Genomic DNA, 16,837 nt, shown 5'->3' with positions numbered 1-16,837 from the left:
AAAATGAAATCATAACAGAATTTTGATTTCAATTAATGTACTCTGCTTGAGGTTAATTAATAAGTTTGTATTGAGAGTCCACGATTTTTTACTATGGAATATAAACTCTTTATTTAGGGATAATTTTTTATTGTTTGGTACAATATAAATTGAACAATAGGGATATGAATAAAAGTTATCATTTTTTATCATAGGCTTATGGTTCTATGAGAAAGTCTTATTTTACTTTATTTGTGTTATAGGACAGTGTCCTATTTGAATATTTTCTTGTAAGGATAAATAATATTGAGTTAGATATCAGAGTATAACTGTATAAAGATAATATATTTTAGAAATTTTTTATAAAATGTTCTCTCTCATGTTGTTTTAGACAAATTGAAGCACCCTTGATGTTGGAGGTTGTCTATTTTTCGGATAACGCTGTTTGCTTTTGAGCTTTCGTCTTTTTTTAGAAGAGCTGAAGATTATTTTATGCGGTTTGAAATTTTTTGCTCCTTCATTGATTGCGTTTTTTTCGTTTTATTGTTGCTTGATTAGGGGTGTTTTTACGAGATTTTCCTTTTTGATTTTCCAAAATACCAGTGTCCATGGTTGGTCCCATGTGTGCAAGGTCTGGTTTGGAGAAAAGACTTGGTTGTAACACGGGCTCATGGGGGGATTGTTCTCTATGATGTGTTAAGGGATTCTCTGCGAGTTCTAGTTCTATCTTTTGTAATTGTTTGATTTCATCGCGAAGGCGTGCTGCTTCTTCAAAATTAAGATCAGCAGCTGCTTCATGCATTAATTTTTCGAGGTGTTTAATATGAGATGCTAAATTGTTGCCAACCATATTTTTTTTCTCGATGACATCAGGGATATTTGTACGAATATGGTTGTTTTCATAGTCTGAATTGAGAATATCTCCGATATTTTTTTTGATACTTTTCGGTGTGATATGGTGTTCTTCATTATAGGCTATTTGTTTTTGTCGACGTCTTTGTGTCTCCTGTAAGGCTCGTTTTATGGAACCAGTGATCGTATCTGCATAGAGGATAACACGGCCATCTACGTTACGTGCAGCACGTCCGATTGTTTGTATGAGGGAAGTTTCAGAGCGCAAAAAGCCCTCTTTATCGGCATCTAGAATGGCAACAAAACCACATTCTGGAATATCTAAGCCTTCTCGGAGCAGGTTGATACCGATGAGGACATCAAAGGTGCCAAGCCGAAGATCGCGTAGAATCTCAATGCGTTCTAATGTATCAATGTCGGAATGCATATAGCGTACACGAATACCTTGTTCGTGCAGATATTCCGTTAAATCTTCGGCCATACGCTTGGTTAGGACGGTCACTAGTGTGCGGTAGCCTTTTTGAATTGTTTTACGAATTTCATTCACAACATCATCGACTTGATTTTTGGCTGGACGAACCTCTGTTGGTGGGTCAACAAGCCCTGTGGGGCGAATAACTTGTTCTGCAAAAGTACCGTGAGATTGTTCTATTTCCCACCGTCCAGGTGTTGCGGAGACAGCAATCGTTTGTGGGCGCATAGCATCCCATTCTTCAAAGCGCAAAGGACGGTTATCCATACAAGAAGGGAGGCGAAAACCATATTCTGCTAAGGTTGCTTTTCTGCGAAAATCACCTCGGTACATACCACCAATTTGGGGAATGGTTACATGGCTTTCATCGATAAAAACAAGAGAATTGAGTGGAATATATTCGAATAAAGTTGGGGGTGGTTCACCGGGATTTCGTCCTGTTAAATAACGTGAATAATTTTCAATTCCCGGACATGAACCGGTGGTTTCCAACATTTCCAAATCAAAAACTGTACGTTGTTCTAAACGTTGTGCTTCTAAAAGACGTCCAGCTTCGTTCAACTCATCGAGGCGTTGAACGAGTTCCATTTTGATAGATTTCATCGCTTGGTTAAGTGTTGGGCGTGGTATTACGTAGTGTGAGTTGGCATAAATTTTAATTGATTGAAGATCGCCTGTTTTTTGTCCGGTGAGAGGATCAAATTCCGTAATTGTTTCCACTTCATCGCCAAAGAGCGAAATACGCCAAGCACGATCTTCGAGGTGGGCAGGGAAAATTTCGATTGTATCCCCTCGTACACGAAAGGAACCACGAACGAAGTTGATATCTTGTCGATAATACTGTTGAGAGACTAAATCAGCCAAGAGTTTTCGTTGATTGAGTTTGTCCCCTTTTTCTATTTCGAAGGTCATGGCCGTATAGGTTTCTACGGAACCAATTCCGTAGATGCAGGAGACAGATGCGACGATAATAACATCATCACGCTCTAAGACAGCGCGTGTTGCAGCATGACGCATCCGGTCGATTTGTTCATTAATTGAGGATTCCTTTTCAATATAAGTGTCTGAGCGTGCAACATAGGCTTCTGGTTGATAATAGTCATAATAGGAAACAAAATATTCGACGGCATTATGGGGAAAAAAACTTTTAAATTCCCCATAAAGCTGCGCTGCTAGAGTTTTATTGGGAGCTAAAATCAGAGCTGGACGCTGTGTTTTTTCAATGATATTGGCCATTGTATAGGTTTTCCCTGAGCCGGTAACACCCAAAAGCACTTGCGTACGTTCATTTTTTTGAATTCCCTCAACCAGAGTTTTAATAGCTTGAGGTTGATCTCCCGCTGGTTTAAAAGATGTTTCGAGTTGAAATGGAATACCACCTTCAGATTTTTCAGGACGAATGGGGCGGTGAGGTGTCCATAATGCACCATTCTTAAAAAGAGGATTACCTGAAGCAATAAGAGCAGAAAGAGCTTCTACTGTTGCAGTAACACCATTTTTCATTGTTGTATCCTTTGATAGAAAAGTGCTGGTGATTTTAAAGAAAATACTAATTTTTACAAATTTATTACGACAACAGCAAAACGTTATTGAACAGATTTGTTTTGGTTTATTGGAGCCTTCATTAGGATATGGATCAAGTTTTTATGAGACAAATTCTTCGAAGTATTTCTTTGGAAGGAGCATATTTGTGGTTGTTCGTGAACACTATTGCATTTTTGCCATGGTGATATTCAAGAGGGCATAAGTTATTATGGCTGTTATGGAGAATAATCGGTACGTTTGGGCATTAAAGACATTGTATATGTGTGATAAAGATCATTTCCATCTTTAAATGAAAGATAACGAGATGACACCCAACCTATTTGAGTGTTATATCGGATATGGCACCAATTTCCTTCACAGTTTTTAACAAAAACTAATTCTCCAGCAGAGATTAAGCCGCAAAGTGCATACTGAGTGCTGGGACCTGTTCTAAAATTAAGATTTCTCGTAACAAAAGCATCTGCTGCCTCTGATATTGTTGTGGCTAAAAAGAAAGAGCCAAACATAAAAAAAATGACGATTTTTTTCATTTTTCTGTAAAGAATTTCTTTAGAGATTTTCTATCCTTCTCTCTTCATATTCTATATAATTTCTTTTACTAGATTATGATAAAACAGAAAAAAATACAATTCTTTCTTCTTTAGGACACTTTAAAGAGAAGAGTGAAGTTTAACGTTTTAAACACCAAAATGAGATGTTTTAATCACTATTTGTGCATGTTTTGTTTCCTTTATTTATTTTTGTATGGAAAACAGTGATACTGTACTATATAATAAAAAAGATCGTAGTTTTCGGATTCCAAAAGTAATTTTGGAAGCCGTTTTTTGTATTTTTATTAAACCTTCCGTGTAATAGAAAGGGACGGATTATGGAAAAAGTTCCGATGACTACAGCTGGTTTTGAGAGTCTTAAAGAAGAGTTGCGTTGGCGTCAACAACAGGAGCGTCCGCGAATTATTGAAGCAATTTCTGAGGCGCGTGCGCATGGTGATTTATCTGAAAATGCTGAGTATCATGCAGCTAAAGAAGCGCAAAGTCATAATGAGGGGCGTATAAATGAGCTTGAAGATTATATCGCACGAGCAGAAGTTATAGATGTCTCGCGTCTTTCAGGTGACAAAATAAAATTTGGTGCAACCATTAAACTCTTGGATGAGGATACTGAGGAAAAAAAAGTGTATCAGATCGTAGGAGATCAAGAAGCTGATGTAAAGGTTGGAAAAATCTCTATTTCTTCGCCTATCGCACGTGCACTTATTGGCAAGCAAGAAGGTGATGTGATTGAGGTGAATGCACCAGGTGGTGCGCATAATTACGAGATCATTAAGGTTCAGTACATCTAAATAACATATGGATTATTATGCGTGTATCTTTGGACGAAACTGAGATTATTGCGCCTCACTTGAAAAGGCGTTTATCGGGAGTAACATCTACGATTATTCAGCTTATTCCACTGCAACGCGAACAGGGTGTACGTATATCCACTTTTGGGTTTGGATTACCACAAAGTTTACCGGCTCTTGCCTTTAGGGACCTTTTCGGACTTTGGAAAAGTCCGAAAGGGAAGCCATTTCGTATTTGGCATGCACGACGCAATATTGAGATGCTTTGTGGGATCTTTTTGCGCGATGTTTTGCGAATGAAGCTTAAACTCATCTTTACTTCGGCTTCACAACGTCATCATAAGCCTTTTACCAAATGGTTGATTCGCTGTATGGATAGGGTTATAGCTACCAGTACACGTACGGGCGCTTATCTAGAAGTGCCTCATAAGGTTATTATGCATGGGGTGGATGTGAGGCGTTTTACTCCACCACACACTCTTGATGATTGCTTTTCTTCGACAGGATTTCCAGGAAAATATGCGGTAGGATGTTTTGGGCGTCTGCGCTACTCAAAGGGAACAGATTTATTTGTTGATGCCATGATAGCATTATTGCCTGACTATCCTGAATGGACAGCACTTATCGCTGGTCGTACGACAGAGCAATATTATCATTTTGAAAAAGAATTACGCCAAAAGATTGCTAAGGCTGGTCTGGATGATCGCATTATTTTTCTTGGTGAGATTCTGGACATCCCTTTATGGTACCGTCGTTTAACACTTTATGTTGCACCCTCTCGTACAGAAGGTTTCGGTTTAACACCATTAGAAGCAATGGCATCACAGGTTGCGGTTGTAACGAGTGATGCAGGAGCTTATAAAGAATTGGTTGTAGAAGCGACAGGAACAGTTGTAAAAGCAGGAGATGGAGCGGCTTTAACAGCAGCAATTGAACCTTATTTTGCTGATGTAGAAAAAACATTGGCAGCCGGAAAGAAAGCTTTAACCCATGTTCGTACGCACTTTCCTTTGGAAAAGGAGACAGCGGAGATTGGGCGTGTCTACAAAGAACTGTTTGCAGAAAAAAGACTTTGATTATTATATCAAAAATCTTCTTGAGGAATGGTAAAAAGTATTTTCCTTAAAGGTTTTTCATAGTCATCAAGAAAACAGCTCAATGATATAAATGTTATTTTACAAAATTTATATTGTCTTTAGTAGCACGCTATAAAAAGTTCTAAAAATTTTGGATAAAAGATTAAAAATGTATACGCTTGAGAGCGATATGTAGTTTATGATAAAGCATACTAGGAGAGAAGAAAGCTACTTTTATTCATTGATATTTTAGAATAAGAAAATAATGCTTTAACTCAAGTCTGGGGATTTATGCACTATCTTATACGGGGTTGTGCTGATATTGTTCGTTTTGTAAGACTTAAATAGATAGCAAAAAAAACGTTTTCTTGTCTTAAAAAGATAATGATGGTATCTTCATGGATAAAATAGTCGTACATATTTTCAATAAATTCATAATAAGATGGATTTAAGATCAATATATATATGATTTTTATAAATAAATTACCTTTTCAATTTAAATAAGAGCTTTGAGTACCGTAAGATTTTCTTATGTAAAATCTGTTGATATTAACAATGAGAGCTATCTTCTTGTACATCACAATTGGAAGAAGGCATGTGGTGGATAAAAACTATTGAAGACAGGGTGTAAAGAGATTTCTTATAAATTGTCTGAAATGCAGGCTGTTACGACATTAATAGAAAGAAAATAATATGGTGGTACTAATTTATATCTTATTTTTTTGTACCGACTTGCACCTTATTGTTATTTAAGTAAAAATGATGGTGCCCATTTTATATCTTTCATGAGGCCTGTCGTGAAATGGGGGTGATGAGTATTGTGAGATGTTTTTTACAAGTTTGTGAGTTCATAATATAATAGCATTTTATTTTCTATAAGGGTGTAACTCTATTAAAAAGAAAAAACACTTTTATCAGTAAATATTCATATTTTTGCATGAGAGATTATTCGTAAAAAAGAATGTTCTATGCGTCCACTTTATTTGATAAAGAAGATCAATAAAGGGAAGTTTTATATGTTATGGCTTTGAGAATATCGGTATTTGATTGTTTTTGTTGAATTATTTTTATATCATTGATATGATGTTTTGTATGAAATTTTAGGAAATCTTCAGTAGATTGGGTGAGGAGTGAATATTATGACGCATACTGTTCTCGCCTTTTTATCTTGTCAATTTTTTATCATGGTAGAATAAAATACTCTCTGCATTAGAATTGTTCACGCCAGAAAGCGGGAATAAAAAGGACGAATATTGTTATGATTTCAAGGCGTCCAGCTAACATTAGAAAACTTAAAATCCATAAAGCATGATCGTTGATTGTAGAGAAATTACCAGTGGGGCCAATAATATCTCCAAAGCCTGGACCAACATTTGAAAGTGCGGTTAAGACCCCGGTAAAGGCAGAGGTAAAGTCAAGACCGGTTGTAAGCAAAAGTGCAGTGCCGATAACAAGGCAAAACATATAAAGACAGACAAAAAACAAAACGGCTTGAGCAACGTCATTTGATATATTTGAGTGATCGTAGCGCGCTTTTACAACGACATTAGGAGAAAGAAGTTTTTCTATATTTGTTTGTGTAATACGCCAAAGAATAATGAGGCGATTGATTTTCATACCACCAGAAGTAGAACCAGCACATCCGCCTGTAAAAGAAACAATGAAGAAAACTCCAAGCGCAAACGGTCCCCAAAGTTGATAATCTTCAGCGCTGTAACCGGTGGTGCTAATAATGGATGAAAGGTGAAAAATGACATCAAGAAAAATCAAGTGGAACGCGCGATGATCATAAAACCGTAGCCATGCCGCTAAAGCAAAGCTGAAAAGGAGAACGATATGGAGAAAAACAATCACTTGTGGGTCAAGGAAGCGTTTAGAGTGTCCAGGAAGGACTAATTTAACATAAAGTACGAAAGGTAAAGCAGAAAGCAACATGAAGATTGTTGAAATAATTAAGATGGCTGGTGTATCAGAAAAATAGCCAAAAGAAGCATCATGCGTTGAAAAACCAGCTGTTGCTACTGTACTCATTGCATGGTTAATGGCATCAAATAAATTCATGCCTGCAGCAAAATAAGAAAGCATACAAGCCAATGTTAACCCAACATAAGCGATGATAATTCCGTTAGCAATTTGGTTGATGCGAGGCAATATTTTTTCAGATTTATCAGATGATTCCATATGAAAAAGTCGCACGCCACCCACACGCAGTGAAGGCAAAATTAAGAGGGCTAAACCGATAAAACCAATGCCCCCAATCCAGCATATAAGAGAACGCCATAATAAAATACTTCGCGATAAATTATCAAGATCAGAAAGGACTGTGGAGCCTGTTGTTGTAATTCCAGAAACAGATTCAAAAATGGCTCCTGCTAGAGAAATGGGAAGAGGAGAAAGATAAAGAGGTAAGGCACCTACGATGCTTCCTGTAAGCCAAAGACAAACAGTGAGCATAAAGCCAAGTCGTGCTGAAAAGCGACAAGTAGCTCCCTTAGTTGCTAAAAGAATCAGTGTTGCTAACATGGTGGTTATGGCACAAGAATAGAGAAAGCTTATCCAATTACGATTGTTGTCGTGCAAATCCACAAAAATTGGCAAAAGCATTGCTCCTCCCATGATTAAGGCAAAACGTGCACAGACATTGATAATAAATTGAAAAATGATCGTTCCCTATCTTTGTATCTCTTTTTATTATGGTTTTGTGCTCATAAGAAGTTACATTTTTCTCTTTATAGGATAAGGATTAATTCTTAACATTAGCGTGCCTTGATGAATTAGTAATCAGACCTTTTCATAAAACTTGAAAAGAAGTATACATAACATAATTAGGGCTCTTGAAAAATATTTTTTTAAAAGGCTGCATTCCGTTATCATTTATAGAATAATTAATTTATAATAAAGTGAAGGGGATTTAATGGTACAATCGCATATTCGTCTGCTGATTATTGGCTCAGGTCCGGCTGGTTATACAGCGGCGATCTATGCAGCAAGAGCAATGCTTAAGCCTGTTTTGGTGACGGGCTTGCAGCAGGGGGGACAATTGACAATTACAACTGATGTTGAGAATTATCCAGGTTTTGCAGATCCCATTCAAGGACCATGGTTGATGGAACAAATGGCAAAACAAGCTGAGAATATGGGGACAAAAATTGTTTATGATACAATTATAAAGGCTGATTTGTTGAAGTATCCTTTTGTCTTATATGGGGATTCAGGAACACAATATTCTTGTGATGCACTGATTATTGCAACAGGAGCTCAAGCGCGCTGGCTTGGTTTAGAAAGTGAACAGACCTTTATGGGCGGAGGTGTTTCCGCTTGTGCTACATGTGATGGCTTTTTTTATCGTGATAAGGACGTTATTGTCGTGGGAGGAGGAAATACGGCTGTTGAAGAAGCACTTTATTTATCGCATTTGGCTAAGAGTGTAAGCGTGGTTCACAGGCGGGGGCAGTTTCGGGCAGAAAAAATTTTGCAAGATAGGTTGCTGGCTTGTAATAATGTGCGTGTTCTTTGGGATCATGTGGTTGAAGAAATTGTGGGGCTGCCAGCTCAAGATTCAATGGGCGCTGTTGTAACAGGGGCACGTCTGAAAAATGTTAAGACAGGTCACGAGATGAAAGTTAATGCAGAGGGCATATTTATTGCCATTGGGCATGATCCTGCTGTTTCTCTGTTTGAAGGACAGCTGAAACAAAAACGAGGCGGCTATTTATGGACAGCACCCAACTCAACAGCAACAAGCATTGCTGGTGTTTTTGCTGCTGGGGATGTGACAGATGAAACATTCCGCCAAGCTGTAACAGCTGCGGGAAGAGGATGTATGGCAGCGTTGGAAGCAGAACGGTTTTTGGATATACCTAGGCGTTAGTCACTCATTGAGAACATAGAGAATATAGAGGTAGAATTAATTGTGGCGCCACCGTTGGATTGGGATAAGTTAAGGGTTTTTCACGCTGCAGCAGAAGCGGGATCTTTTACGCATGCTGCTCAAAAACTTCATTTATCTCAATCAGCCGTTTCACGACAGGTTTCGGCTTTAGAACAAGAGGTTGGGGTATCCTTATTTCAACGTCATGCGCGTGGTTTGATTCTTACAGAACAGGGAGAAACTCTTTATCGTACAGCTCATGATGTTTTGATGAAGCTTGAAAGTGTGCGTTTGCAATTAAGTGAAAGCTATGCAAAACCAACGGGGCACTTGCGTGTGACCTCGACCTTTGGAATGGGGGCAGGGTGGATTGCAGAGCGTATGCCAGAATTTCTTAGTCTTTATCCTGATATGCAGGTTCAGCTTTTGCTTTCCGATGAAGAGCTTGATTTGACAATGTGTCATGCGGATTGTGCTGTTCGCTTACATCAACCCAAACAACCTGATCTTATACAAAGAAAACTCTTTACAATTCATATGCATGTTTATGCTTCGGAAAAGTATATTGCAAATTATGGAAAGCCGGAAAAATTGTCTGATCTCGATGAGCATCGTATTATTTCGTTCGGTGAACCTGTTCCACCTTATTTGTCTGGTTTAAATTGGTTGGAAAAGGCTGGTAGAAGTGATGGATCATTGCGCGTTTCAGTTTTACAAATCAACAATATCATCTCAATAAAGAATGCGCTTATGCGTGATCTTGGGATTGCTGTGCTTCCTGATTATATCGTCAATAATGATGAGCATTTAGTGCGTCTTTTTCCTGATATGGTTGATATTCCCTCTTTTGATACTTTTTTTTGTTATCCTTATAATTTAAAGAATTTGGCAAGGTTAAATGCTTTTCGAGATTATATTTTTTTAAAAGCTCGCCAGTGGTCTTTTTAATATTAATATCTTAATTTATAAGGAATAATTAGCTGTTTTGCAACTTGAGACTCCCATAATATTCTTTCGTTTCAAATTTGCCTATATTGAATCAATTAAAATTATTTGTTGCACATTAAAAGTGGAGGGAGTCCGTACGGGTAAATATTTTTGAAAAGAGGGATAAATGTTTTTTTACAAATGCTAGCAAACGTGAAAGCTATTATATATTGAAAAATGGACAATTGTGTGATGGTGTAGTTAACATTTTTACTATTTAATTAAAGAGAGTGGTACATGATGGAGACAAATTTAAAGCTATGTGTTTATTGCATAGCAGATACGCTTAAGTCTTTATTGTGCTTTTCCTTATAAAATGACATAGAATACTATCTCTTGATTATGTTGCCTCCCAGTTTCGTTTTCTTGAGTGTTCCCTTACGAAGATCTATCAGATTGATTTTATCTCTGAGGATCTTCCAAATTTGCCGGACATATGTCCGGCTTTTTTTTTAATTTTTGAAAGAGTCCCTAGAAATTGCAATATATGGGAAGATGATAAAGAAAAAATTTCGAAACTGGTGGATATTCAAAAATTTTTTAAGAATACTAAAATTCAATGAGGAGTTTGAGAGGGGGTATTCTATTGTACTGTAAAAGTCTGTCTTTTAGGGGCGTGATATAAAATATTTAAAACCTTATACATGAAGTGCTTTTTATTAGAATGTGAGGTGAATATTTAAGGCAGGTCGTGTTCATAAAGCCTATGAAGTAAATCAAGTAGTTATTAAATAGAACTTAAAGGAAACTAGATTGTTTACACAACGATGGGAGGTGGCTTCTTCTTCGTTTTAGGACGAAGAAGAAGCTGAGAAATAGAAGAGATTTTATTGTAAGGGCCTTTGATTATAAGGGCAATTGTGTTTAAAAGTGCTCGGTCTTTTTTAGAGTTATAAATTGAATGGAGAAAGCAGAATAGGCTTGTCATCTCTTATGATAATAGACCGATTCATTTATTTGATAGCTAAATTTTTTTGATCTTTATCTACAGCATCTATTTTTGTGTTTATTCATAGATATTTTTGCTGAATCGATAGATTTAGACCATGACACAGTTTCAGATATTTTCTCGGATATACTAACATTCGGCAAAAAACAATCACAAGAGATGATATTAAAAATTTTAAATTAAACTGTTGCAAAAACGCTGTATACGTATACAAGCTTTTTCAAGTAATTCTTCTGATGTTGCATAAGAAATACGAAAAGTTGATCCAAGTCCAAAAGCAGATCCTTGGACGACAGCAACAGCTTCTGTTTCTAGAAGCGCTATGGCAAAGTCTTCATCATTCGTAATACGTTGACCATTGGGTGTTTTCTTTCCAATAAGTCCGGTGCAAGAAGGATAAACATAAAAAGCACCCTCAGGCGTTGGACAGTAAATGCCAAGAGCTTGATTTAGCATGGAGACAACGAGATCACGGCGTGCTTGAAAAATACTTTTATTTTTAGCAATAAAGTCTTGTGGTCCGTTGAGTGCTTCAACCGCAGCCCATTGTGAAATGACACTTGTTCCAGATGTTTGCTGTCCTTGAATGGTATCCATGGCTTTAATTAATTCTTGTGGTCCGCCTGCATAACCGATTCTCCATCCCGTCATCGAATAGGCTTTAGAAACACCATTCATTGTGAGTGTACGCTCATAAAGCGCTGGTTCTACTTGAGCTGGAGTCACAAAGGTAAAACCCTCATATGTGAGATGTTCATATATATCATCGGAAAGGATATAAACATGAGGATATTTTACTAAAACATCTGTAAGTTTTTTCAATTCATTATGTGTATAAGCGGCACCTGATGGATTTGAAGGAGAGTTAAAGATGAACCATTTGGTTTTGGGGGTAATGGCAGCTTCTAGCTCTTGTGGTTGGAGTTTATAAGAAAATTCGGCTTTTGTTTCTAAAAAGACAGGCGTACCATCGTTGAGTGCGACCATTTCTGGATAACTAACCCAATAAGGGGATGGAATGATGACCTCATCTCCTTTATTCAAAGTTGCCATGAATGCATTAAAGAGAATTTGTTTTCCACCGGTACCAACAATAATTTGTTCTGGTTGGTAAAGAAGGTTATTTTCTCTTTTAAACTTTGCAGAAATTGCTTGGCGCAATTCTGGAATTCCAGATATGGGAGGGTATTTTGTTTCTCCCCTTCGAATAGCTTCAATAGCCGCGTTTTTGATGTTGTCTGGGGTATCAAAGTCTGGCTCTCCAGCACTTAAAGCAATAACATTTCGCCCTAATGCTTTTAAATGACGGGCCTTTTGAGAAGCAGCAATTGTTGCAGAAGGTTTGATACGAGACAGTTTGTCGGCAATAAAAGCCATAATTTTAAATCCTTATATTATATCAACAAATGGTTATTGCTTTAAGGATATTCTATAAGAGATTATATTGTATGCAATAAAAAACTTCCAAAATACTCTTACACGGGCTTTATATTCTTCTTTTTTGAGATCTTTTACAAGATAATCTCTTCGTAGATTTTATGAAAGTTTTTGAGGAAGTATAAGAGAGGTTTGATAAATTGTGCAAAGGAGATAAGCAGTCTTTTATTTTAACAAGGTAAAATAATGCTTTATACAAAATAAAAAAATCTTCGTCTTTACAGACGAAGATTTCTAAATAAAATATTGCAGAATTTAAACTTTAAAGTGCTGCAAGGTTACCAGCGGCAAATTTTCCTGAACGACGATCTTGAAGAACATCATAAGAGATTTTTTGCCCTTCATTAAGACTGTTTAGACCTGAACGCTCGACGGCAGAAATGTGTACAAATACATCTGCACTACCATCGCTAGGCTGAATGAATCCGAAACCTTTTGTTGTATTAAACCACTTAACTGTTCCTGTAGACATAGGAAACTCCTTAGAATATATAATTATATTGAGCATTGAAGCTTTCATTTCTTCAATACGGTTGTAGATCGAAATTAGGTGGGAGAAGTTTCGCCGAAAGTGCAGATTGCACAGGAAAGAAAGTCACGTAACCGAAAATTCGATGAAACCTCTATAAAAGTTTTTAGAACAAAAAGCAAGTCTTAATCAATTTTTATATAAAGAAAAAATAAGAAAACAGTGTACATTTTGCTAAGTAGAAAAAAATTCAACTAAAATAACTTTGTAGTGAACGTACCTCAAGGTGCCTTTTTTTGAGTGCTTTGATCGCTTCTACGACGGCTTCGGCTCCAGCTATTGTTGTATAATAGGGAACATTTTGCATGAGTGCTGCATAACGTAATGATTTTGAGTCTGAGATGGCACTGGCAGTGCTAGTTGTATTAAAAATTAATTGAATTTGGCGATTACGAATAGCGTCTTCAATATGGGGATGTCCCTCTAGAACTTTGTTGATTTTTTTTGCTTCAACGTGGTGTTCGGTGAGAAATTTTTGTGTTCCACTTGTGGCGACAACAGAAAAGCCAAGCTCAGTTAAACGTTTTACAGGATTTAAGATGCGTTTTTTATCTTCATCCCTTACAGAAACGAACAAAGTTCCCTCTTTAGGGAGTTTTACACCAGCTCCAAGTTGGGCTTTAGCAAAAGCAAGCGAAAATTCATAGTCAAGTCCCATAACTTCACCGGTTGAGCGCATTTCTGGACCAAGAAGTGTATCAACACCTGAAAAACGAGCAAAAGGAAATACTGCTTCCTTGACGGCAATATGTTGTTTTTTTTGCAAAGAAGGTAATCCACCATAAGCTTGAAGAGCATCATGAAGCGTTTCTCCTGCCATAATACGTGCAGCCATTTTAGCAATAGGGCGACCAATCGTTTTTGCAACAAATGGGACAGTACGTGAAGCACGGGGATTGACTTCTAAGACATAAATGGTGTCATCTTTTATAGCATATTGTACATTCATTAAGCCGCGAACATGAAGTGCTTGTGCTAATGCTTTGGTTTGGCGCTCTAATTCAGTAACTATTTTATTTGAGAGCGTATGGACTGGTAGAGAACATGCTGAATCACCAGAGTGGATACCAGCTTCTTCAATATGTTCCATAATACCAACGATTAGTGTTTCTTTGCCATCACATAAACAATCGACGTCTACTTCAATTGCTTCTGTTAAATAGGTATCAAAGAGAAGCGGATTTTTACCAAGCAATATATTGATTTGTCCTGTTGTGTCGTTAGGATAACGGACTTTGATATCTTCTGAAATTAATTCGGGGACACTCTCAAGTAAATAATTTTGTAAGCTACGTTCATCACGGATAATTTGCATAGCACGTCCTCCTAAAACATAAGAGGGACGTACAACCAAGGGGAAGCCTAGTTCGTGGGCAATGAGGCGCGCTTGTTCAATGGAGTGGGCAATACCATTTTGAGGTTGTGTTAAATTAAGTTTAAATAACAGTTTTTGAAAGCGATCTCTATCTTCTGCTAAGTCGATAGCGTCAGGTGAAGTACCTAGGATGGGGATGTTGTGTTTTTCTAGAGCGCTTGCCAATTTCAAGGGTGTTTGTCCGCCAAATTGGACGATGACTCCAACCAAATCTCCTTTTTCCTGTTCTGCTTCTAAAATAGCGATAACGTCTTCTGTTGTTAAAGATTCAAAGTAAAGGCGATCAGAGGTATCATAGTCGGTTGAAACTGTTTCAGGATTACAGTTAATCATAATCGCTTCAAATCCTGCATCACGCAGTGCAAAAGCAGCGTGGCAGCAACAGTAATCAAATTCAATACCTTGCCCAATGCGGTTTGGTCCACCGCCTAAAATAGCAATTTTTTTGCGTTCAGAAACGTGTGCTTCCGAGTGCTCTACACCTGCAAAGGGAACTTCATATGTTGAATACATATAGGCTGTAGGAGAAGAAAATTCAGCGGCACAAGTATCAATCCGTTTGAAGACGTGTTTAACATTCAGTGATTTGCGTAAAGCTGCGATATAATCGGGTTCTTTCCCTGTAAGGGAGGCTAATCGCGCATCTGAAAAGCCCATAGCTTTTAACATACGTAAGTTATCTGCGTCTTGGGGTAATCCATGAATGCGGATACGCTGCTCCATTTCAATGATGGAGGCTATTTGTTCTAAAAACCACGGATCAATTTTGCTAATTTGGTGAATCTCGTTTAAGGGTAAGCCTGTGCGCATGGCTTGAGCAATATAGCGTAGACGATCAGGGCTTGGTATGGCAATGGCGGAGCGTATAGAACTTTTTTCATCACCTTCAGCATGCTCTGGAATCACAATTTCATCAAGACCTGTAAGCCCTGTTTCAAGTCCACGGAGTGCTTTTTGTAACGATTCTTGAAAAGTACGTCCAATTGCCATGACTTCTCCTACAGATTTCATCGCAGTTGTGAGGACGGGTGATGAACCGGGAAATTTTTCAAACGCAAAACGAGGAATTTTTGTCACAATATAGTCAATAGAAGGTTCAAATGATGCTGGTGTTGCACCACCCGTGATATCATTTTTTAATTCATCAAGAGTATAACCAACAGCCAGTTTAGCCGCTACTTTAGCAATGGGAAACCCCGTTGCTTTTGAGGCAAGCGCTGAAGAGCGAGAAACACGCGGATTCATTTCAATAACAATGAGGCGCCCATTTTCAGGATTGACAGCAAACTGTACATTGGATCCCCCCGTTTCAACACCAATTTCACGCAAAACAGCAATCGAGGCATTGCGCATACATTGATATTCTTTATCGGTTAAGGTGAGAGCAGGTGCTACAGTGATCGAATCACCGGTATGAATCCCCATCGGATCAATGTTTTCAATAGAACAAACGATGATACAATTGTCGTTCTTATCACGAACAACTTCCATCTCATATTCTTTCCACCCTAAAACACTTTCTTCAATTAATACTTCTGTTGTTGGTGAAGCTTCAAGCCCACGTTCAATAATTTCATAGAATTCAGAGCGGTTATAAGCGATTCCACCACCAGTTCCACCAAGGGTGAATGAAGGACGAATAATAGCTGGAAGCCCAACAACATCAAGAGCTTGAACTGCTTTTGCTGTTGCATGAGCGATATAATGTTGTTTGCGATCAGCTTCGGTATGTCGCCAGTTGCGCTCAAGTTCTTCGAGTGCTTTGTCAAGCGCAGCACCAGAAAGCTTTGCTTTAAGTTCAGCACACGTTTTTGCGTGTTGTTGGCGATTTTCTTCTTTCAGTTCTGTTGCATTGGCTAACATAGAGCGTGGCGTTTCCAAACCGATTTTTGCCATCGCTTGGCGGAATAAAGCACGATCTTCAGCTTTATCAATAGCATCAGCATTGGCTCCTATCATTTCAACATGATAGCGGTCTAAAATACCCATACGCTTTAATGATAAAGCAGTATTGAGGGCTGTTTGTCCTCCCATAGTGGGTAAAAGGGCATCGGGACGCTCGTGGGCAATAATTTTGGCAACTATTTCAGGAGTAATGGGCTCTATATAAGTTGCATCAGCTAGATCTGGATCTGTCATAATCGTGGCAGGATTAGAATTTACCAAAATAATTCGGTAACCTTCTTCTTTTAATGCTTTACAGGCTTGAGTGCCTGAATAATCAAATTCACATGCCTGACCAATGATAATAGGTCCTGCTCCGATGATAAGAATAGATTTTATATCTGTGCGTTTGGGCATGACTTTTTCCTATGACAAATATCTATGTGCGATTGTTGCGGGCAAAATATTTCAGTTCTGAGGCTACAATCATTTTATAAGTTAAGTGACAAAGAAAGTAAGCATTAAAATACCTTTTCCAT

Annotated in this window: 10 protein-coding genes; 4 read left to right on the top strand and 6 right to left on the bottom strand. The window is 37.9% G+C overall.

Features of this window, described 5'->3' with window-relative positions:
* Positions 1–496: 496 nt before the first annotated feature.
* Together uvrB and ACFING_RS01635 are read right to left on the bottom strand one after the other, a co-directional pair.
* A complete protein-coding gene (gene uvrB / locus ACFING_RS01640; RefSeq protein WP_375629393.1) occupies positions 497–2,806 on the bottom strand; it encodes an excinuclease ABC subunit UvrB in 2,310 nt (769 codons plus the stop codon).
* Positions 2,807–3,063: 257 nt separating this feature from the next.
* Positions 3,064–3,378, bottom strand: coding sequence for an SH3 domain-containing protein (locus ACFING_RS01635; RefSeq protein WP_375612971.1), 315 nt, complete (start codon positions 3,376–3,378; stop codon positions 3,064–3,066).
* Between the two features lie 338 nt (positions 3,379–3,716).
* Between ACFING_RS01635 and greA the strand changes: the two genes are divergently transcribed.
* Both greA and ACFING_RS01625 read left to right on the top strand, forming a co-directional pair.
* Complete coding sequence (gene greA, locus ACFING_RS01630) at positions 3,717–4,190, top strand: transcription elongation factor GreA (RefSeq protein WP_007347010.1); 474 nt, start codon at positions 3,717–3,719, stop codon at positions 4,188–4,190.
* A gap of 17 nt (positions 4,191–4,207) precedes the next feature.
* Complete coding sequence (locus ACFING_RS01625; protein WP_375629390.1) at positions 4,208–5,266, top strand: glycosyltransferase family 4 protein; 1,059 nt, start codon at positions 4,208–4,210, stop codon at positions 5,264–5,266.
* Between the two features lie 1,209 nt (positions 5,267–6,475).
* Here ACFING_RS01625 and ACFING_RS01620 read toward each other — a convergent pair.
* The gene (locus ACFING_RS01620; protein WP_375620704.1) at positions 6,476–7,870 is read right to left on the bottom strand and encodes a TrkH family potassium uptake protein; all 1,395 of its coding nucleotides are present in this window, start codon (positions 7,868–7,870) and stop codon (positions 6,476–6,478) included.
* A gap of 310 nt (positions 7,871–8,180) precedes the next feature.
* Between ACFING_RS01620 and trxB the strand changes: the two genes are divergently transcribed.
* Complete coding sequence (gene trxB / locus ACFING_RS01615) at positions 8,181–9,137, top strand: thioredoxin-disulfide reductase (RefSeq protein ID WP_375620705.1); 957 nt, start codon at positions 8,181–8,183, stop codon at positions 9,135–9,137.
* Between the two features lie 42 nt (positions 9,138–9,179).
* Positions 9,180–10,085, top strand: a complete 906-nt coding sequence (locus ACFING_RS01610) for a LysR family transcriptional regulator (protein ID WP_273791217.1) — start codon at positions 9,180–9,182, stop codon at positions 10,083–10,085.
* Positions 10,086–11,247: 1,162 nt separating this feature from the next.
* Here ACFING_RS01610 and ACFING_RS01605 read toward each other — a convergent pair.
* The 3 genes from ACFING_RS01605 to carB all read right to left on the bottom strand — a co-directional run bounded on the left by ACFING_RS01605 (position 11,248) and on the right by carB (position 16,715).
* Positions 11,248–12,450 (bottom strand): pyridoxal phosphate-dependent aminotransferase, encoded by a 1,203-nt coding sequence (locus tag ACFING_RS01605; RefSeq protein WP_375629387.1) that lies wholly within the window; start codon positions 12,448–12,450, stop codon positions 11,248–11,250.
* Between the two features lie 322 nt (positions 12,451–12,772).
* Positions 12,773–12,982, bottom strand: a complete 210-nt coding sequence (locus ACFING_RS01600) for a cold-shock protein (protein ID WP_012754908.1) — start codon at positions 12,980–12,982, stop codon at positions 12,773–12,775.
* A 247-nt stretch (positions 12,983–13,229) separates the two neighbouring features.
* Positions 13,230–16,715 carry a carbamoyl-phosphate synthase large subunit gene (carB, locus tag ACFING_RS01595; protein WP_375611195.1) on the bottom strand — a complete coding sequence of 1,162 codons (3,486 nt, stop codon included), beginning with the start codon at positions 16,713–16,715 and terminating at the stop codon, positions 13,230–13,232.
* Positions 16,716–16,837: the final 122 nt, after the last annotated feature.

It is taken from the genome of Bartonella sp. AP150HLJHH (genome assembly GCF_042196385.1).
Lineage (GTDB): Bacteria > Pseudomonadota > Alphaproteobacteria > Rhizobiales > Rhizobiaceae > Bartonella.
The sequence above is the reverse complement of the archived record's forward strand: the minus strand, read 5'-3'. Positions and strand labels throughout refer to the sequence as shown.